The organism is Methylobacter sp. sgz302048, from assembly GCF_052162025.1.
Classification (GTDB): Bacteria; Pseudomonadota; Gammaproteobacteria; order Methylococcales; family Methylomonadaceae; genus Methylobacter.
Window position 1 is genome coordinate 4587095 of the sequence record NZ_CP197401.1, and the last position, 18870, is coordinate 4605964.

Consider the following 18870-nt stretch of genomic DNA (forward strand, 5'->3'; position numbering starts at 1 on the left):
AATCATGGCATTATTTTACCGGTTAAGTCGATCCTGAAGCACCATGGCTTGTGAATTTTGGCGTTCCACCAAAATACGCAATAGTCGGAAGAATACTGTTCGTGTATCAATATCCCGTTCGATAAGTTTCTGGCAATGATCGAGCAGATCTGCTAATTGTTTATCGATTCGTCTGTAGGAGTCATGCCAGAAGCCATGTTGTGCAATGGTTTGGTCGAGCCATTTCATCCCCGCAACTTGTAAAGAGCACGCCGCTGGCGTTAAGAGGAATTTAATAAACGCTTGGGCACAGGTATTGTTCGATAAATGCAATTCGCCCCAAAGGCGGAATTCCTCGGTCATGACTTTAACCAGAGGAATTTTATCTACATTCCAGAAATCAAAAGCTAAAGTTAATTCGCCTAATCCCATTAAGGCGCAGTAGCTTTTATTCATATCCCAAGAACGTTTAGCTGCAACGTTCCATGCTAGACTGGTTCTCGTAAATTCCCACATGTCTTTCCAGATTGAAAGAAAATACTGCTGTTTTTTTGCATCGTTTGGAAATCCATAAATCCACCAGTCGTTAAGAAAATCATCTATCCAATAATGTGCTGGTATGCCCAATTTCAATATAGGACGCCAAAGACTTTCCGCTTCGTGTGTATTTTTTGTAGAAACCAAAATTGACGGTAATTTCTGAAAAAGCCAACGATCAAATTCATAAGGTGTACCATCAATTTTCTCAATCTCAGGACTTCCCTCTCCTAATATCCAGCACAGGGTTTCAACTGACTGAACCCAGAATTCCAGCCAAAGGTTCCGCTCAATTTCATTATGGGCTTTATCAAGCCCTGTTATCCATTCATAAGCTGAGCTGATTAATTGAAGATCTATACACGGTGATCTTGGATAATATTTTTTTGTGCTAGGTTCACATAAGCTAGGTTGGTTGTCATTAAAGGCATGATCCAACGCTTTCCATTGAGGAATATTTGGAGATAAAGAGCCATCAACAAACTGGCGAAGCAAACCGTCGGCTTCCTCTATGAGTTCCTCGCTACTAGATGATTCCTGTCCAAATAGTCTGCCATTCAAGACATTAATGCGGTCGCGCAAGACCGACCAGCGTAACAACAGATGCTGCAAGCGGAGGTAATCATCACTCAACTGGTCACGAATCGTAGCAATTTGTCTGAATAGCCGCTTCACTGTTTCATAGTGAAGGTTGAAAACCAGATTACCTATGGCTTGCCGTATCTTTGGCTCACTTTGATTATCCGCCCACAATATCGGCAGGGCATCGGCACAAAAGCTGTCCCAACTGCTGTCGCTAGTCAACTCTGCAACATCGAATTCTCTTCTTGGTGGCGGATTCGACACGATTTCAATCAGGGCATTAAGGCAATCAGACTCTTCACCCTCTTTGGATTTCAGCCAATTCCTGAACTTGCAAACCGCAACGGCAATAAGGCCGCAGCCAATATCTTCCTTACTGACAAGTGACTGTTTATCGAAAACTTCGTCAAAGTCCAAGTCGATAAGAGTCTCCACTCGTTCACGTAGCTGTTCAAACTCGGTTTCCGATAACTCCTGTTTACCATCAATAATTTTTCGGAATTGGAATGGAAGATACATGATAACTTGACGAACCTCATGGAGTTGCTGTTCATCACGGTTTCGCGTAAGCATCTCTTCAGGCTCCTGGAATTGGAACTTCAAGTTATTTTCAGTTCCCGGTTCACAACGCCAGTTTTTAAGGTTAAATTGATGGTAAAGGCGAAATAACAAATCGTCTCTAGAACCTCCTATATCCTCTTTTTTCAATCGCTCATGCCACGCAATCCGTATATCATCAATGCGGTCTCGAAACGTTGAGCTTCTACATTGCAGTTCGAAAACAATATGTTCCAGCCATTTTGTTCTGTGAGGCATCCCATGCCATTCCTTCGCCGCTTCATACTGTTTTTGACTATGTCCGTATCCCCAACCTAACATTTGATGCCGCTCACCTCCAATCTGATGCTTGAGGTCGAAATGGTATATCTCTGGCACGCCCAGAAAAGGCAGTAAAGGACCAAGAAAAAGTTTTGGCTCCCTTCTTCCAACCCCAATTAAAAGCCCTGCTAATGCTAATGAACGAGTTCGGCTGAGAATATCAATCACGATATTCTCAATTACCTGGTTTTGGTCCAACTGGTCATGAAACCATTTTTCCAAGGCCATCAATGCGGAAACTAAAATATCCGGAGCTGAAGTTGTGTCCCGATAACTAAAGAACCAACGTTCATCACCTACCCAGATTTGCTCTTCATCGTCAAAGGGAATCCTAATATCAAAATTAATTTTTTCGCGTGGAAACCATTCGCTGTCACGTTCATTTGCTTCTCTCCATTTTTGCAATTCCAGCCAGCGGTCGGTCGTGAAATTAACCAGCATGATGACTGTTTCCAAACCTATTGCAGAATGAGTACTAAGGAGATTGAGGAATGGTCCCCTGTCGTAAAATGGTGGAAACCATTGGGAGCAATCCGTTAATTCAAAATCGAAATGTAAACTTTCAAAATCGTTCTCCGGTAATCGCGTCCCTCCTTCCCTGATAATCAATGCCAGAATAATTTCTGCCGCTCTTTCTGGCGATAGGGCGATAAGCCTAAGCAAACCAAACTGGTGTAAGCATACGTTTCTGAAGTGATCATCTACTGGCCAGCGTGGGCCGTCTGTCCAAGCTGGAATTTCTATTTCAAACTTCTTCCACGGAGAAACATAATTTAAAGCGGCTTCGAGTTCTGGCGGAAGCGGTGGCGCCGGCGCTTCGAACTTCAGATCAGGTGGGAGAGGTTCTGTAGGCTTACTCCGCCCACAAGCACACAAAGCAAAGTCGATAACTTCATCAAGGCGTTCTCTTACAGCTTGCAGGGCGGCGAAATAAGCCTTTTGGGTGATAGCTTTTGAATCGCCACGTGTATACCGCCGACTTGAATAGTGCCGAGAACGCCAATGCTGCTGGTCACGGAGAGTTGACCAAGCTACCGCTAGTGCTAAATCAGCCGCCTCTTTTCGCAAAGGCATGTCTGTAACAGTCCAGCATAGCCAACGTTCGGCTATTTCTGCAACCTGTAAAGGTGCAAGATCGGCACATTCATCCCGATGAGCATTCAAAAACTTGAGCATGGCTCCCCATAACTCAGGTTTAGGTATTCGATTGATGGTAGCAGCCAGAGCTTCACTCAAACCCTTGTTCGACTTGACATATTCCAGCATGATGGGATTTGGCGAGGTGGCGACATGCAGAAAGCGAATCAATAAGCGGCGTAACCAGATTCCCTCTTCGGCACACAATTGCGGCCAAGCTTGCGTGAGTGCATCCGTTGTTTGGGCAGCATGGATCAATGATTCCAGAAACAAATCGCAGAAGAGGGTTCCACCGTTTTCGAGTGTATCACTACGTCCCATCAACTCATGCCAGCGCTCCGGCTTGGATTGACGCTCCAACAAATCTAAGCCCAGCAGAACGATTGCCCTATGCCAAGCTGGGCTATCAAGCCTTTTTTCGAGATATTCAAGGAGTTCCGGTTCATGGGCCAGCAACAAACGCTGGCGTGCCCAATCGCCCCAAAGATCGTGACTGAATGAAACCCTGCCGTTCTTGCATTGGCATATCCGATCGGTATTTAAGTTATCAAGCGCCACATCGGCAACATCGCCGAATACGTCAATCGGCACATCAACGGAAAGTCGTTTGGCTAGTTCCTCCGCCAATTGCCACATTAAGCGTTGGCGGGAAGTTGCCGGTTTTTTTCCTTCGATTTCCGCCTTCCAAATCCAATCGATTACATCCGATTCGCCAGCCCAGGCACGAAAATTCGGCAGTTTTCCAACCTCGGTATTTCTTGCCAGAAGATCGAGAATTTTCGGTTGACGCAAAATGGCTATAAGTCGATCCTGGAAAGATAGGGCTCGTAATGCTGGAAAATCGGCAATCAAGGATAATAGTTCTTCTGTGCTTACCGGTTGCACCGTGATTTCCGGCCATGCGGTGACAGGAAGCCCGGTTTGCAGCAAGGCTATTTGAACTTCTTCCCAAGCACGTTCTTGACAGGCAAGCAGTATCTGGAAAGGGCTCTCTTTTTCGGTATCCACCAACGTATTCAACAGCTGGCCTGTGACCGTGATTGTTTCAGGCTGCAACAATAAAAGGCGATCCAAGCCATCCAAAATTACGGTCATACGAGGTCGCGTAAGACCGTCTATAAGCTCACGCCAAGAATGGTTTAACCTGAGCCGGTCACGCAATTCCGATAAATCGTTAATTTCGAATGTTCGCGGGTCGAGCCATAAAACAGGTTCATTTTTGGAGCGATGCTCTGCCCAATGGCGCGCCGTCACTGATTTACCGCCACCTTGTTCTCCCAACAGCACGACTACGCGATGGTTTGAAAATTTCTCTTCGATTGTCTGTAAGAGATGGTTTCGAGGAAGGCGCGTTTTTCCTCCGATAACATCGATCACGGATTGCCAACGTTCCTTGGAATCAGTCCATAACCGATTCCAGTCGTCGGCATAATTGGGATGATCTTTGAATGGAAAGCGATGTCGTAATGCTTGAAGCACAACAGGAAGATCAATATGACCTCGATCAACGCGGTGACGGTCGACTAAAGAAACAAGAGCTTCCCAAAGTTCTGTTGCGGTTTGTAGGTCTCCGGTTTTCAGAATTTGTCGGCATAACCCTAAGGCGTGTGCTTTGTCGGTGGAATTTGGATCCTCCAGATTTAAGGAACGTACAGAGACGCAACGAAGCAGTTCGGGGATTTTTTCGGCTCCAATCTGATATTTTGAGGCTAAGTCGGTAGGGCAGGCGAAGCTTTGGAACATTGCTCTGGCATTGACAGACAAGTCTCCATTAGCAAGCTGCTTCACCATCTCTGCTGGGTCTCGAACGCGGGCAGCTTTAAGCAATGAAAAAAGACTGTCCCGTGTGACGGAGGGTAGTTCAGCTGTAATGTTTACAAGCCGGTCAGTCTCTGGAGAAAACGGGTTGTCTTTGATTTCAAGAAACTGCGACCAGCAACGTTCTACGAAATCTTTGGGAGCTTTTTGTGCAGTGAACTGTCGATTACTTTTAATGGAAATAGCACAACGGTGAATGGTATCTTTCATTTGGCAAGTCAACAACAAATCGTCGAGCTGCCAACCATCAGGACCAGTCTGAAATGCCAGTCGCTTCAATGATCCGAGATTCTCATCCAAAGGCGGCACCCCGGCCAGCATGTGGATAAGAAACCATGCCCCAACTTGACTTTCTAAGCTAAAACCTTTGCCACCGGTCAGATTGGCTGACTGTGTGGCGGTTGCTTTTTTAATCCAAATTTCTAAGGTTTTTTCGGGTATATTAAATTGCTGTGCCACCTCGGTTATGGAAACATTCTGCTCCAAAACCAACTTGATCGCGCTTACCCGATCTTTCTTCTTAAATACTTGTCTCGGTGCCCTTGCCATTTTCCACTTTAATTCTTAAATCTACAGTTATACACAAATTTTAGCGTTATGGATAATACTCATATCTAATTGCGGTAAAACTAAGAAGTCACGTATATAGAAACAAGTTTTTCTTAGCTTGATAACACCAATTACTGTGTTATCAAGACCTTAATTAAACAATGATGACTGTACGAAATTGGCACAACTACGTACATCAATGTCAGGCTCAATCCAAACGTATGTTTGAAATTGGATCAAGTTCAAGGTTTTACAGATTATTAATCTATTCCCCCTCGCCCCAAATCAGTACGCCGTAGAGTGGTGGGCAGGTGTCGGCTCTCTGGGTGGCCGATCTTGGCCAGTCATGGCCAGCAAAGGGCCTATGGCTTTTTGTATTTGTAAAAATTCATCCAGCAAAAATTTAGCTGGGGCGACGCAAAGGGATTGGTAAGCTGTAGACTTTTGACTCCCCCTGGCCTGTACTGAATACCTGGGTTTTTTCTATTTAATTTCTTCAGCACATAAGCAGGGTGGGGGCGACGCAAAGGGCCCAGTGAGCTGTGAAGATTTCACCCACCCCTATACCATTTACCGGTCAGTGGTATGAGCTATACCCCCCTCCCGAAATTCGCGGCGCTGCATAAAGAGAGGCGCAATCGGTCTAGGACTTTCGGTTCACAAGGATTTTGCCCCCCCCTACCCATACACCTATAAAAAATATATTGCCCCCTCCTATCTGGAAAATGTGGGGAATGCGGGGAGATATGCCTCTAGCCCATATGTGGCGAGGCTTTCAGGCTCCCCACGGTGTTAAAAAACTTGGGGAGATGCTCCCGCAAACTCAATCAAATTCCCCACAAAATGGCATTTTTCTATCAATCAGCCACTGTTTTTCTATTTCATTTGTTTTTACTTCACTCCCCATTTTTGTGGGTAATCTCCCCAATAAAAAAATATCTGTGGGGAGCCTGAAAGCCTCGCCACATAAGGTTTATATCTATATCTCCCCACATTCCCCACAAAATTTATATATACCCCACATATAATTTATTTCAGCCCGGCCACCTCTCAAAACTGACGGCGAGCAAAATCCGGCCAAAACAACCCTATTGGTGTAAGCCTAAGGGGCGCGGGGATCTGAATGAATTCAGTGCCAGGTTATGCGGTTTCCTTCGCTGTGCTGGAACCTGGCAAAGATCGAGGCCAGATTATCCGGAACCCTTCGCTGTGTTGGAGCCAGGCAAAGGTCGAGGGCAGGTTATGCGGCTGCCGGCGCTGTGTTGGAGATAAAGAAATTCAGAACCAGGTTATGCGGCTGAAGCCGCTGTGTTGGATCTGGATCAATGCCAGGGCCAGGTTATCCGGAATCCTTCGCTCTGTTGCAGCCTGGTCAAGTCACTAACCAGCAGTTTTACGCGCGCTAGGCTTTCCGTTGCGTCCGCCTGCAGATGCGTTCGGCGGCGGGAGAAAATCTGCAACGGGCAGAGATTCGGCCCATTCCTCGATTTCGCGCAGCAGCCAGCGCGATCCGCGATCAGACGCTCTGCGAGGAAGAGGGAAATTCTTCTTTCTGATTAGCGCCTGGATCGTTGATTCAGATAGCCCGGTAACTTCCGAGACGGTCCCAATGTTAATCAGGATAGGGCGTAAAATGGTTTTGACATGGGCATCTCTTATACGCTGATATCGGTCTTTTTCTTTCTTCATTTCTCAAGTTCCAATTTAGGTAATTAATCCACCCGCACCCAAATACGTTGTTCACGCCGGTAGCGGGTGGGCTGCTAATCTGTAAATCCTGCTTAGCTACTGTCCATTAATCAACCTGATTCAATCAAATCAGCGGCCAAAACCATAACGCGCTTACCTTGACCGGCAACCGTCCTTTTTACAGCCAAGCGCGGCTTGTTGCGCGCTGCATCCGGCTCTGTCTGCAATATCAAGCCTCTCTCATGCATACGCCGCCATAGGGAGGCGGGACTCAATAAGAAAGTATCCCCCTGGTTGCGGGCAAACTGTTGAGCGATCTTAAAGGCGGTGTCTTGCTGTAGCCAGACCTCAGCCGGAGAATTATCCTTAGGCGCTACGTAATAACCGATACAGTCGCCCATCGGGTTATAGTTCTTATCCCCTACAATATCGCTTCCGGCATCACGCCAACCCCACGCATACGGCCTGGTTTCCGGTGGTCCCAGTTTCAGGCGGCATGCAATGTGGGCATTGCCTGAGCTGAGCGCGGCTCGTAACAGTTGCAGGAAGCGTTCAACTTCGTCTTGCTCGGTTTGATAGGCGCCTTGCTCGGTGAATGCGCCCTGCAGATACCGCTCAATGTTCAGCATGGTGCCGCTGCTCGTCTCGCTGTCAAGCGCGCCGATATCGGTCAGGAAGTCTAAAAATAGTTCAGAACCCGCTACTAGATTGGCGTATATCTCTGGGGCGCGGGGATGGGAAGAAGCTACCCCATCACGGATAGCGGCATTACGAAAAGCGGTAACGGTTTGCGGGAATTGCTTTTTAAGATCATCCATACGCGGGGCCAGCCATTGCAGATAGGCGGCCATGATGCCAACTAACTGCCCCGTTTCGGCGGCTTCCTGTAGCTTAGTCAATGTGTTAGTATCCACATCGGCGCGGGTTAGCTCCAGGATTAATAATCTCCCAAGCAAACTTTGACCTTTGGGCAAGTCCTCGCCTGTAATCAACGTCATTGATCTGTTATACGGCGCGGCCTTGGCTTGCATATCCGAACCGCGCCGGCCTCTGCCAGCCTGGTTACCGGTATTCCGAATCAACCTTTCGGCTTTGGCATGTACCTTGGCTGCTTCCGACTGATTCACCGAAGGCTTGAAGTCGTCGATGATAAAACAGCCGTCCTTCACTTGAAACGCCTTAGTCTCAATATCGTTATCCGTATCGCTGAAATTGGCCGGAAAACGCCTGGCATTGAAGTCGCCAAAAAAGGCCAAGGCGATAGCCGTAATGGCCGATTTCTTAGCTCCGGTGATGCCGTGAATAAACAAGGCAAAGTCAGTCGGATGACATTCCCCCAACGGCGCACGCGCAACCGCAGCCAGCAATGAAGCGCCTATGTGCAGCTTGCCCGGACAAATGGATAACAGACTCAAAACGGTCTTCAGGGCTGCTTTGATATGCTGCCTGTCAAAGGGCGCGGGCAGGGCGTAGCGGGCCATGTGGCCGGTACCCAAATCGACTTGAACATTTTCCTGTAAACCCTGGGCCGTGATAGCGCCTGAACCGGTCAAATAGTGCCATTGGTCGCTGATTTGCTTCCAGCCGGTATAACGGAAGACATGCCGCCTGGGTACATCGCCTTTCAGTTTTGAATACAAATGAATAGCCGCGCGTAAGTTATCCCGCTTTGATGAGCCAGGGTAGACAAAAGCCAGGGTGCCGTAATGTTCATTCACCCAATTGGCTTGGGTTGAATAAAATTTATTGGTCGGCACATCCACAGTTGGAAGCGTTAAACCATCATTCCTTCGGCCCTCGATCCGTAAGAATGACTGGTCTTGTAAACCATCATCCTGAGTCACTTCTTCAGTGATTTGACAGACAAAATCACAAAGCTGAATCTCAATATTAGCTTGGACATCCGGCCCGTTTCGAACGGATTTGATCTGATGAAAAGCCCCGGCAATAATCGCATAATCGCCAAAGCGCAAGACTTCTTTCCTGCCTGATCCAGATCCTGAACCATTGCCGCCACCGGTTTTTTGGGGCTTCGGTTTAGTGGCATTTTTGACGATCTCTAAAACCGGCTTATCCGTTTTCTTAGTCATCATGCCTCCTGCATTTGAATGGCATAATCATTGAAATCGCCGGCAATAGGTGGAAACGAAACAAAGCCGTCGACAGCTGCAGCGGCTTCGGTGGCTTTGGTTAGTCCGGGGTTGCCATTGGTATTGATGTCGTTATCGGCGGTGAAGATAATTTTCACATCGGGCAAATGCTTTCTGACAATGCGCCCAACCGCTAACAGGTTGTTGGCCGTGAAGGCGATATACACCCGATAACCGGTTTCCTCGTGCAGCGTTGCCGCTGTGGCAAAGCCTTCGGCAATACAGACAGGATCGCTCTTGGCACCGATCCACCAGAACAGGCCGGACAGCTCCCCGCCCGGTAAGAAGTCTTTGCCTCGCCCGAGTTCGGGCGATTCTTTGGGAAAGATACCTTGCAGGTTGCGCAGTTGGCCCAGTTCGTTATACATCGGAATCAACAGCGTGTTCTCAATGGATAATTTTTGATGCTTGCCGGCGCCGTCTTGAAAAAGCCTGCTCCAATCAGCAACACGAGCACCATGCGCTTTAACGCATTTTTTTATCAGATAAGGATGGTCTAACAGTGCCTCTATAGCCGCTTGAAAAATGCCCCCGGCTCGCTTGGCGGTTTTGTCCTGCCTGGCTTTTCGTTCGCGGTCTCGGCGTTCCTGTTCGCCCTTGATCCGCTGCCGTTCTTCAGTGCTAACCGGTGCGCCGCCTTTGAGGCGAACAAAAAAAGCTTTCTGTTCGCCGGTCTTATGGTTCCAGACGATGCCGCCCTGGCGATCCGGGAAAATCTTAATCCGGCCATCGCCTTTACCTCGATGATCGTCTACTAAATCAGCTGGATGAAATAGGCCATCGGCTGGAACTGGTCTAAATTGAACACCTAAGTCAGCGCAAGCTTCCCGCGCTGCGGTGTCCAAGGAAATTAAAAAACTCGAAATGGGTTTAAGACTCATTTGCCCACCTCCAGTTTAGCTTCTCTGAACTGTTTCTTTGCCTTTTCTTTTACTTTGTCTAGATAGGCCGCCAAGTCGACCGCATCAACCAGCCATGGGGTTTTATTGCTGCCAGCACGAAATACCGGGAAGGGGAATTTGTTATCACGCGCTGCTCTCTTGGCTTCCTGCTCGTTCAGGCCGAAATATTTCCTGGCCATGTCTACTACAGGAATGTGAGCAGTGCCAAACTCATACATCAAGGCAAAAACAGTGGATGGATTCACGGCGTTGTTAATCTGGTGATCACTCATTTTCCACCCCCGCGCTCAGTTCTGTTTCCAGCCATTCAAGCGCCTCTTGAGATGATCTGGCCGCCGTTTGAATAGCAAGCAATAAGCCGCTTTTGACGCGTTCGCTTTTAACGTGACTGGGAATTTCATTGTTGCAGTCTGTATCGATTTGAAATTCATACAGCAACTCAGAAATGACAACAATGGCGGTATTGCAGTTTTGGATTTTTTCTATTTGATCCTGCACAACATTTGAGGCGCTCATTGCTGCACCTCTGCTTTCCTAATAGTGGCATAAGCTTCTAGTAGCGCCTGGGCGTCTTTGATTTCAAAGCGAATGGCCTGAGCAGCTCTCCAAAGGGTATCTGGTGCAAAGCTGGTTGTATCTGCTACCTCACAAGCGACTTCGATCAAATCAGCCATTGCAGCGGCACGCTCCAAGGCCGGTTGTATCGTATCGTGCAAGTTGAGAAAATCGCCGTCCACGCCGATATTTGAGCGGTGGCCGAAATCGATGCTTGGCTTATTGGTTTGCTCGATCTGAGGGAATTTTATAACGCTCATTCCGCACCCCCGATAATCCCATTACGCGGCTGATCGTTACGAATGGCGCGCCAATATGCGTTCACAATGTCATCGATGTCATTAATTTCATCAATGGCGGCATGAATTGCTTCGGACATTATCTGGTCTGAAAGGCGGCATTCTTCACCATCAAACTGACCGGACAGTAAATATAAAATACTGTTTGCGCGGGCGGTCCTTAGGTTTACAGCATTAATAACATCCCGTGTATCATGCGCCCTCTCGATATCGAAACGATGCTTAAAAATGGCTTGGGTGGCCTTGGCTTGGGATTGCTCTGAATTTAAGGCATCCAGGTCTTCGGCGGCCTGAATTAACTGAGCGGCCATCTTGCGCAGGTCATCGGAGTACATTTCGGCATCCAGCCCCGGAAAGTTTTTAACGATGGCCAGCGGCCTGGCGTGCCGGTCGCGGATTAGGTCGATATGGAGTGTTCTGTTTTGGCTCATGCCGCACCTCCCATACGATCAAACTTCACAATGGCTGCGGGGATCTCGGCAACCAAGGCGACTGCCTGAGCAAAGGTTAAGTCCTGACAGATTAATTGCCGGCCTTCAGGTGTGCGTTTGATAAGGTTAAATCTTGATTGTCTTTGGCTGGATTTAGCCGGATTTTGGGCGTAGTAATGACGCATAGCGGTGACTCCTTTGTAGAGGGATAAACCGCCGCCCTTTGGTTCCAATCGCTGGGCGGCGAGCTGCATCAGGTTGGAACTACCGGCAAAGGATCCGGCCTGCCTTTTTAGGGGCAGCCCAATGCAGCCCGCCATAACAGATACACGTCGGCACAATAATGCCGCCTGTGTTTTTGATGGGCATAAAAAAGCCACGTTTGATAGTGGCCTGTAGCCTTTGTGCGGGGTTCCAATCCCGACTTTCGTTTTTTGCGAAAGCAAGGAAAGCATAGCGGCAGCCATGACAGGTGTCAATAACTTCATGCTTCACCCCCATGGCATAAGCATTTTGCCATGTTGATAATCTCGGCTAGCGTGGGAGATAAGGATTCCCACTCTCTCCGCTCGTGTTCTCTCAAGCAACAGGCAGGGCCGGATTCATATTGCTTAACGTGGACTTGATTTGCTAATTCCCTGAATCTTTCAATCCAGGAAATCAATGTGGCATATCGACCTTTTCTACTGCGGGCGATTAGCATGCCATGCCTGTAGTTCTGTTTGCTAAGCTCGGCATCCTCAAGCCTTACGAGCGCCAGCAAGGTGTCCTTAAGTTCGGGCAGCAAAAGCGCCCAATCGTCTTGGCCATATTCGTTAATGATAAGCAGGGATATTCGGCCGCGTGTTTTTTCGAGCCGCACCGCGATATCGGTTATTGTTAGTGCCCTGGGTGCTTGGCAATGATTCGTCGATGTCATGCATCACCACCCATGCTTTGTGCAAGCAATTCTTTTATCTTTTTCACATAGCGGGCGATTGCGTGCCAATTCGCACATTGTGGGCATGCGGCTCTCTTTAGTTGGCTTTCAGGCCAGTGCCCACCGCACCAGGTGCATTTTGCAATAGTTAGTCCCTTTATCATCTCGCCACCTCATTTTGAATTCCCGAGACGTAATTTGCTGCGGCGGCGTCAATTTCTCCTGTAGTCTTAACTCGATTCTGTCTTAACCATCCGTCGAGCTCTGAGCGATCAAAATAGATCATCTTTCCGCGTGGTTTAAAATGGGGAATCTGCTGTGTGGATGTCAGCTTATACAGATACGAAACACTTAGCCCGGCGTAAATGGCCGCCTCGTCTATGCTAAGCGTTTGTTTATTTGACAGGACTGCGTTAGTTAGGATGTCTAGTTTTGCGCCGACATCGGCCAGAGTGATAATGCTTGCCATTGTTTGGCTCCTTTTTCTGTTTGTTTAGGAGCCATGAATATTAAGCACAATTTTTTTGTAGTGTGCCGCCCGGCAAAAGTTAATGCCAGCGGCAAAAATCAATCATCTCTCAACAGTTTCAAACCTTGGCTAATGCTATCGCGTAATTCTGATGAGCCTGTGCCTTTTTTGCCTGGTAACTCAGTCGCGTCAATGATTGACTGTACATCTGTGGCAATCTGGTTGGCATTTGGCTTTTCGCCGCGTTTGTATCGGCTTGATTTCTCAGCCAGAACTAACGCCAGTAAGCCTATCTGCTTTAATAATTTATCGCGTTCATTGTCTGTAAGCGGTAATTGCTCAGTGGATTCTTTTAGAAAATTAGGAAATCCGGTCGGTCCGTAATAATCGATTATTTTAATTGCATCTTCTTTGGGATAGGTAATACGCTTTACTCTGACGCCTTGGGTAATTTCTCCATTATTTATTAAATCATCACGTACTGTTCTGAAAAAATTCACGACCGAAGCGGGAGCATGCTCATTCGCTAAGTTTTCGTTTTGTGGCTCATATCCACAAGCAATAAAGGAAATTTCGAGCAACGTGTAATACTCTCGATCTTTCCAAAATTGACTAATCGCCATTAAACACCCCTTCAAGTGTTAACCTTCAAGAAGGAAGCCACGCCAGCCGGTGAAGGTTTCCGGATTTCGCCCGCTAAAGCTAGGCGCGGCTAAATCTTTTAGCTAAAGCCCTATATCCGGTATACGGTGCATAGCGTCTTTTCTGACGCTATCAATAATATCCGCGTAAATTTGTGTTGTTTTTATTTCACTATGCCCAAGTAACTTAGACACCGTGTAAATGTCGGCACCGTTGCTTAACAGGCTGACTGCAAAAGTATGTCGCCCGGCATGAAAGGTCACATGCTTTGCAATACCCGCCGCCATACACCAACGCAATAGTTCCATATTCATATAGGCTGAATACTTCAAACCCTGAAAAACTCGGCCTTGTTTTTCGGATTTACCCAATAGATTGAAAGCTTGCTGGGTGATGTCCAAATATTGCAGGGCCCCGGTTTTTTTCTGGTTGAATGTGATCCTATGCACGCCGTCAAATTGGCTGATCTCCGACCAGTCCAGTTTGTTAATATCACTCCATCGCAACCCGGTCAGGCAGGAAAATAGAAAGCCGCGTTTCAAGACGTCATACCGGCACTCAATCTTAACCAGTGCACGCACCTCTTCAATTGTTAAATAGACGCGCTCGGATTTGCCGGGATTAATGCCGGCCACTTGCGCCAGTGGGTTTCTGTTAATAATCCCTTTGGCATAGGCCGCATTAACAACCGCTCTAACCTTATTGAAATATGAAGAGGCAGTGCCTTTGCTGATTAGGTTGCCGCTTTTAGTTTTGGCTTGAGTCTCGAAGAAACGCCGCACACCTTCCAGCCAATCAGGGGTTATTTGCTCGAAAGTCAGTTTTTCGTCCGGGTGGTGCCGTTTTAATTGAATGAGGCAAGCTTGCCATAGCTTAAAGTTGCTGCTGCTTTCATTGGTTTTCTTTGTCTCCATGATCTGAGCAAAGAACGGATAGAAGCTGGCGTTTGTTTTTGTGGCATTGGTGAAGCCATGCTGACCACTGGCAGCTTCAGTAATGCGTTTGGCTTTTATAGCCTCAACCAATTGCAGGGTTTCTTTATTGTGCTGCTTTTCAGTCTTGGTTTTTGGGTTGGTGTACAGGTATTGACCAAGCTGCTCTATCTTGCGGTTATGCTTAACTTTACCCTGTGAATCAGTGTAACTGCCAAACCAATACACAAGCCTAATGTTTTGTTTATCGCCTTCTTTATTAGCACGTTTCTCAATTGTAATCTTCATGGATTCCCTTACACCTTTTTACACCTTTAAATCTGTAGGTGTAATATAGGTGTAAGAAATAGCTGAGTAAAGGAAAAAATAAGAAAATAAAAAAGGGGCTTGTATCGCTACAGCCCCTTATTTTATTAACTTTGTTTGGATGTTGTTTTCGGTTGTTTTACTACTTTATTTTCCGATACAGAAACTGGAAAATATCTTTCCTAATAAATCATCCGACGTAAATTTACCGGTAATTTCCGCCAGACTGTTCTGGGCCTGTCTTAAATCTTCCGCGACCAGTTCGCCGGCCTGGCTGTCCTGGAGTTGGTGCAAAGCACTCAGAACAAATTCATGGCCTTTTCTCAAAGCTTCGATATGGCGTCTTCGGGCAATAAATACATTGTCGGTTTGTTCATGGTAGCCCATGCATTGCTTCAGGTGTTTCCTGAGCAATTCCATGCCGGCGCCGGTTTTAACGGATAGGTGAATTTCACAGCTTGCCGCTGTCTGCCATATTTCAGGCTCCCGGCCGATTAAATCTATTTTGTTGTAAATTTTGGTGATGCTGACATTGTCCGGCAAATAAGACAGCAATTGCTGTTCATCCTCGCTTTCGCGACTGTCCAGCAATAACAAGATTCTGTCGGCCTGCTTGATTTCCTCCTGGGCCCGGCGGATGCCTTCCTTTTCTACAACGTTTTCGCTTTCTCTCAGACCGGCCGTATCGATTACATGCAAGGGCATGCCATCGAGTTGTATGCGCTCTCTCAAGACATCGCGCGTAGTGCCGGCAATATCGGTGACAATGGCCGCATCGTGCCCGGCCAGGGCATTGAGCAGGCTGGATTTGCCGGCATTGGGTTTGCCAGCCAGCACGACTGTCATGCCGTCGCGTAACAGGCGGCCTTGCTGCGCGGTGGCCTGAATCTGTTCGATGCGCTCCAATAAATGAACGATGCGGTTTTCCACAACGCCATCGCTTAGAAAATCGATTTCTTCATCGACGAAATCTATAGCGGCCTCGACATAGGTTCGCAGTTCTGTCAGCTCGCCAACCAACGCATTGATCTGTTCCGAAAAAACACCCTGCATGGATTTCTGCGCGGAGCGCACGGATTGTTCGGTGCTGCTCTCAATCAAATCGGCGACAGCTTCAGCCTGCGCCAGATCGAGTTTGTTATTCAGGAAGGCGCGCTCGGTAAATTCGCCGGGGTTGGCTAATCGAACGCCCAGCGATAAGACGCGCCGCAAGAGCATATCCAGCACCACAGAGCCGCCGTGCCCCTGAAGTTCAAGCACGTCTTCACCGGTATAGGAGTGGGGAGCAGGAAAATAGAGTGCGATGCCGGAATCGATCGCCGAGCCGTCTTCACCGAGAAAAGAAGAAAAGAGCGCAAACCTGGGCTGCAGCGGTTTGGTGAGAAGTTGTTTGGCTATGGCCGGAACGTCAGAGCCTGAGATGCGGATAATACCGACACCGCCATTCCCTGGCGGTGTTGCAATCGCTGCAATGGTATCAAAATTTTCGATGTCCACTAATACACGTTACTTTGCTTCATTGATCTGTTTGGTAATATACCATTGTTGAAGGATAGACAAGGTATTATTGACTACCCAGTACAGAACCAGACCTGCCGGGAAGAACAGGAAGAAAATGGTGAACACGATAGGGAACATTTTCATGATCTTGGCCTGAATAGGGTCGATCGGCGGCGGATTCAAACCTTGCTGGATTTTCATGGTAATGCCCATAAGCACAGGCAGCACATAGAAAGGGTCCATGGCCGATAAATCCTGTATCCACAACATGAATGGCGCCTGACGGATTTCAACCGTTTCAACCAGTACCCAGTACAAGGAAATGAAAACCGGGATCTGGATCAGAATCGGCAGACAGCCGCCTAAAGGGTTGACCTTCTCGCGTTTGTACATATCCATCATTTCTTTATTGAAACGTGGCCTGTCATCGGCGAAACGCTCCTGCATTTCTTTAAGACGCGGCTGGATTTTGCGCATTTTCGCCATTGACCGGTAGCTGGCCTGCGACAGTGGGAAGAATAGCAGCTTAATACACAAGGTCACGCCGATAATCGCCCATCCCCAGTTGCCGGCCACGTTGTATATTTGATTCAGCAGCCAATAAATAGGTTTGCCGATAATGGTCAGCCAGCCATAATCAACGGTCAGTTCCAGACCGCTGGCGATGTTTTCCATCATCGGCTGAATTTTAGGGCCGGCAAATAATTGCGTAGCAAACTGGGCATTGGCATTGCTGGCCACCGTGACGGGTGCGGAATAGGCACCAATCACATAGTGCTGATCTTTTAAGTCTTTAGTATAGAAATGGTTTTCCTGGTCGACGGGAGGAATCCAAGCAGCAGCGAAATAGTGTTGAATCATGGCCGTCCAGCCGCCTTTAGCCTTGACGTTCAGATTTTCCTCGGCCATATCATCAAAATCCACTTTCTGATATTTTTCTTCCTCGGTATAAAGTACGCCGCCTGAATAGGTTCTGATAAAGGTGTTACTCTTTTCATCCTGATAAGGCTTGCGCATCAACTGACTATACTGTCTGCCGGTCCAGGGTTGTGCAGAGTTATTCTGTACTTTCTGTTCCAGACCGATCTGATAACTGCCGCGTTTAAACGTGAATAATTTGGTCACAACCAGACCATTGTTGTCGGTCCAGGTCAATGGTACTGTCAGTGTGTCCTGGCCAGGCTCCAGCACGTAGCTGTCTTTCTCACTATTGAAAATGGTATGGTGCGTAGCCGCGGTTGCTGACCCGCCTTCGGAAATCAAGCCGCTTTGCGCCACAAATAATTTGTCCGGGTTGCTATCAAATAAGCGTGTCGGCGCAAGGTTTTTTTCGGAAGCCGACAAGCCAAGCATGTCGCGCAGGCGGATGACCACTGTATTTTCTTTTTCTACCGGATAAGCCAGCAGATCCAGATTGCGCAATGTGCCGCCTTGAGTGTCAATTTCCAAGGCCAGCAAGTCGGTTTTTACTTTGATGATTTTGCCTGAAGGCAGAGTTGCGGCCGGTACGGCCGAGACTTCCTGCTGAGTAGTTTCTGCCGGGGCAGGGGTGCCGGCTGCAGAAGGCAGATCTTCCTTAGTGTTTGTCGTATCTGTTACTGCGACGGGAGGTTTTGGACCATAATCCACTTGCCAGGCTTGCCAAAGCATAAAGACGAGCATTGCAAAAACAACGATCAATATAAATCTAATATTATCCATTTTTATTATTACCAATTTTTTCTGGAACGGGATCAATGCCACCTTCATGAAAAGGGTGGCATTTTGATAATCTTCTGAGCGTGAGATAGGTGCCGGTTATGGCGCCATGGAGCTGAAGCGCTTCCAGGGCATAGGCGGAACAGCTGGGATAGAAGCGACAATTATTGCCAAGCAAGGGGCTAATAAAGTACTTGTAAAACTTTATGAGTGTTATGAGTATGAATCGCATCGGGTTACCAACTTAAGCCAATGCCTTTCCAAAGACTTTCTTAACAAGTCCGGCGGAGCATCTGCAGCTTCCCTGCGAGCCAAAACAACAATATCTATATTCCCTAGGTTTTGTTGTTTTAACCGATAGCTTTCCCGGACAATACGTTTAATCAAATTCCGTTGTACTGCCTTTTTTATATTTTTTTTGGCAATTGCCAAGCCTAGCCTCGGATGATCGAGATCATTCCTGATGGCCAACAGCGTGAAATATTGGTCGCTTGATTTAACAGGCTTAGCAAAAACCTTTTTAAATTCAGCCGGTTTCTTTAACCGTAACTGTGGGGGAAAACTGAAAACTTTCTCAGTCACGCACCGGTCAATTAAACCGTTAATCTGGCGCGACCTTTTGCTCTACGTGCGTTCAAAACCTTACGGCCATTGCGTGTAGCCATTCTTGCGCGGAAACCGTGAGTTCTGGCGCGTTTGATTTTACTGGGTTGGTATGTTCTTTTCATTGGCTTAAGACCTGATCAGATAAATGTTAACAAAAACGGATAAAAAAGACGGTGGATGATAAAATAAAGGTTCTAGCCTGTCAATTCTGTAGTGCATTGTTTTATTGCTGTATAGTGGCGACCAAGCAAAAATTCCTTACATTTAAAAATCAATACTTTATATACTTCA

18 protein-coding genes are annotated in these 18870 nt (G+C 47.4%); all 18 read right to left on the reverse strand.

Going from position 1 to position 18870, the window contains the following annotated elements:
* Nucleotides 1-15: 15 nt before the first annotated feature.
* The 18 genes from ACTNE6_RS20590 to rpmH all read right to left on the reverse strand — a co-directional run bounded on the left by ACTNE6_RS20590 (nt 16) and on the right by rpmH (nt 18701).
* On the reverse strand, nt 16-5481 hold the full coding sequence (locus ACTNE6_RS20590; protein ID WP_442498147.1) for a transposase: 5466 nt from the start codon (nt 5479-5481) through the stop codon (nt 16-18).
* Nucleotides 5482-6861: 1380 nt separating this feature from the next.
* Nucleotides 6862-7170: a helix-turn-helix transcriptional regulator gene (locus ACTNE6_RS20595; RefSeq protein ID WP_442498148.1), complete on the reverse strand. Its 309-nt coding sequence runs from the start codon at nt 7168-7170 to the stop codon at nt 6862-6864.
* Nucleotides 7171-7280: 110 nt separating this feature from the next.
* Nucleotides 7281-9263 carry a cell wall-binding protein gene (locus tag ACTNE6_RS20600; protein WP_442498149.1) on the reverse strand — a complete coding sequence of 661 codons (1983 nt, stop codon included), beginning with the start codon at nt 9261-9263 and terminating at the stop codon, nt 7281-7283.
* Complete coding sequence (locus ACTNE6_RS20605) at nt 9260-10201, reverse strand: toprim domain-containing protein (RefSeq protein ID WP_442498150.1); 942 nt, start codon at nt 10199-10201, stop codon at nt 9260-9262. The genes ACTNE6_RS20600 and ACTNE6_RS20605 overlap by 4 nt, the downstream gene beginning before the upstream one ends.
* The gene (locus ACTNE6_RS20610) at nt 10198-10494 is read right to left on the reverse strand and encodes a pyocin activator PrtN family protein (RefSeq protein ID WP_442498151.1); all 297 of its coding nucleotides are present in this window, start codon (nt 10492-10494) and stop codon (nt 10198-10200) included. The genes ACTNE6_RS20605 and ACTNE6_RS20610 overlap by 4 nt, the downstream gene beginning before the upstream one ends.
* Nucleotides 10487-10738, reverse strand: a complete 252-nt coding sequence (locus ACTNE6_RS20615; RefSeq protein ID WP_442498152.1) for a hypothetical protein — start codon at nt 10736-10738, stop codon at nt 10487-10489. Before ACTNE6_RS20615 ends, ACTNE6_RS20610 begins: the two co-directional genes overlap by 8 nt.
* Complete coding sequence (locus tag ACTNE6_RS20620; RefSeq protein WP_442498153.1) at nt 10735-11037, reverse strand: hypothetical protein; 303 nt, start codon at nt 11035-11037, stop codon at nt 10735-10737. The genes ACTNE6_RS20615 and ACTNE6_RS20620 overlap by 4 nt, the downstream gene beginning before the upstream one ends.
* Nucleotides 11034-11507, reverse strand: coding sequence for a hypothetical protein (locus ACTNE6_RS20625; RefSeq protein WP_442498154.1), 474 nt, complete (start codon nt 11505-11507; stop codon nt 11034-11036). The genes ACTNE6_RS20620 and ACTNE6_RS20625 overlap by 4 nt, the downstream gene beginning before the upstream one ends.
* Entirely contained in the window at nt 11504-11995 is a 492-nt protein-coding gene (locus tag ACTNE6_RS20630; RefSeq protein WP_442498155.1) for a hypothetical protein, read from the reverse strand. The genes ACTNE6_RS20625 and ACTNE6_RS20630 overlap by 4 nt, the downstream gene beginning before the upstream one ends.
* Entirely contained in the window at nt 11992-12426 is a 435-nt protein-coding gene (locus ACTNE6_RS20635) for a hypothetical protein (RefSeq protein ID WP_442498156.1), read from the reverse strand. Before ACTNE6_RS20635 ends, ACTNE6_RS20630 begins: the two co-directional genes overlap by 4 nt.
* 160 nt (nt 12427-12586) lie before the next feature.
* Nucleotides 12587-12895, reverse strand: a complete 309-nt coding sequence (locus ACTNE6_RS20640) for a helix-turn-helix domain-containing protein (RefSeq protein ID WP_442498157.1) — start codon at nt 12893-12895, stop codon at nt 12587-12589.
* A gap of 98 nt (nt 12896-12993) precedes the next feature.
* Nucleotides 12994-13518 (reverse strand): hypothetical protein, encoded by a 525-nt coding sequence (locus ACTNE6_RS20645; protein WP_442498158.1) that lies wholly within the window; start codon nt 13516-13518, stop codon nt 12994-12996.
* Between the two features lie 102 nt (nt 13519-13620).
* Entirely contained in the window at nt 13621-14757 is a 1137-nt protein-coding gene (locus ACTNE6_RS20650) for a site-specific integrase (protein ID WP_442498159.1), read from the reverse strand.
* A 165-nt stretch (nt 14758-14922) separates the two neighbouring features.
* Nucleotides 14923-16272 (reverse strand): tRNA uridine-5-carboxymethylaminomethyl(34) synthesis GTPase MnmE, encoded by a 1350-nt coding sequence (mnmE, locus tag ACTNE6_RS20655; RefSeq protein WP_442498160.1) that lies wholly within the window; start codon nt 16270-16272, stop codon nt 14923-14925.
* A 9-nt stretch (nt 16273-16281) separates the two neighbouring features.
* The gene (gene yidC, locus ACTNE6_RS20660) at nt 16282-17976 is read right to left on the reverse strand and encodes a membrane protein insertase YidC (protein WP_442498161.1); all 1695 of its coding nucleotides are present in this window, start codon (nt 17974-17976) and stop codon (nt 16282-16284) included.
* On the reverse strand, nt 17969-18205 hold the full coding sequence (yidD, locus tag ACTNE6_RS20665; RefSeq protein ID WP_194968949.1) for a membrane protein insertion efficiency factor YidD: 237 nt from the start codon (nt 18203-18205) through the stop codon (nt 17969-17971). The genes yidC and yidD overlap by 8 nt, the downstream gene beginning before the upstream one ends.
* Nucleotides 18187-18567 (reverse strand): ribonuclease P protein component, encoded by a 381-nt coding sequence (gene rnpA, locus ACTNE6_RS20670; RefSeq protein WP_194969016.1) that lies wholly within the window; start codon nt 18565-18567, stop codon nt 18187-18189. The genes yidD and rnpA overlap by 19 nt, the downstream gene beginning before the upstream one ends.
* Nucleotides 18567-18701: a 50S ribosomal protein L34 gene (gene rpmH / locus ACTNE6_RS20675; protein WP_194968948.1), complete on the reverse strand. Its 135-nt coding sequence runs from the start codon at nt 18699-18701 to the stop codon at nt 18567-18569. Before rpmH ends, rnpA begins: the two co-directional genes overlap by 1 nt.
* Nucleotides 18702-18870 lie beyond the last annotated feature (169 nt).

Coding starts and splice junctions, on each gene's coding strand:
- ACTNE6_RS20645 (WP_442498158.1), bottom strand. CDS start 13,518: ATGGCGATTAGTCAATTTTGGAAAGATCGAGAGTATTACACGTTGCTC.
- yidC (WP_442498161.1), bottom strand. CDS start 17,976: ATGGATAATATTAGATTTATATTGATCGTTGTTTTTGCAATGCTCGTC.
- ACTNE6_RS20600 (WP_442498149.1), bottom strand. CDS start 9,263: ATGATGACTAAGAAAACGGATAAGCCGGTTTTAGAGATCGTCAAAAAT.
- ACTNE6_RS20640 (WP_442498157.1), bottom strand. CDS start 12,895: ATGGCAAGCATTATCACTCTGGCCGATGTCGGCGCAAAACTAGACATC.
- ACTNE6_RS20625 (WP_442498154.1), bottom strand. CDS start 11,507: ATGAGCCAAAACAGAACACTCCATATCGACCTAATCCGCGACCGGCAC.
- ACTNE6_RS20590 (WP_442498147.1), bottom strand. CDS start 5,481: ATGGCAAGGGCACCGAGACAAGTATTTAAGAAGAAAGATCGGGTAAGC.
- ACTNE6_RS20620 (WP_442498153.1), bottom strand. CDS start 11,037: ATGAGCGTTATAAAATTCCCTCAGATCGAGCAAACCAATAAGCCAAGC.
- yidD (WP_194968949.1), bottom strand. CDS start 18,205: ATGCGATTCATACTCATAACACTCATAAAGTTTTACAAGTACTTTATT.
- ACTNE6_RS20630 (WP_442498155.1), bottom strand. CDS start 11,995: ATGAAGTTATTGACACCTGTCATGGCTGCCGCTATGCTTTCCTTGCTT.
- ACTNE6_RS20650 (WP_442498159.1), bottom strand. CDS start 14,757: ATGAAGATTACAATTGAGAAACGTGCTAATAAAGAAGGCGATAAACAA.
- ACTNE6_RS20595 (WP_442498148.1), bottom strand. CDS start 7,170: ATGAAGAAAGAAAAAGACCGATATCAGCGTATAAGAGATGCCCATGTC.
- ACTNE6_RS20635 (WP_442498156.1), bottom strand. CDS start 12,426: ATGACATCGACGAATCATTGCCAAGCACCCAGGGCACTAACAATAACC.
- ACTNE6_RS20610 (WP_442498151.1), bottom strand. CDS start 10,494: ATGAGTGATCACCAGATTAACAACGCCGTGAATCCATCCACTGTTTTT.
- ACTNE6_RS20615 (WP_442498152.1), bottom strand. CDS start 10,738: ATGAGCGCCTCAAATGTTGTGCAGGATCAAATAGAAAAAATCCAAAAC.
- rpmH (WP_194968948.1), bottom strand. CDS start 18,701: ATGAAAAGAACATACCAACCCAGTAAAATCAAACGCGCCAGAACTCAC.
- ACTNE6_RS20605 (WP_442498150.1), bottom strand. CDS start 10,201: ATGAGTCTTAAACCCATTTCGAGTTTTTTAATTTCCTTGGACACCGCA.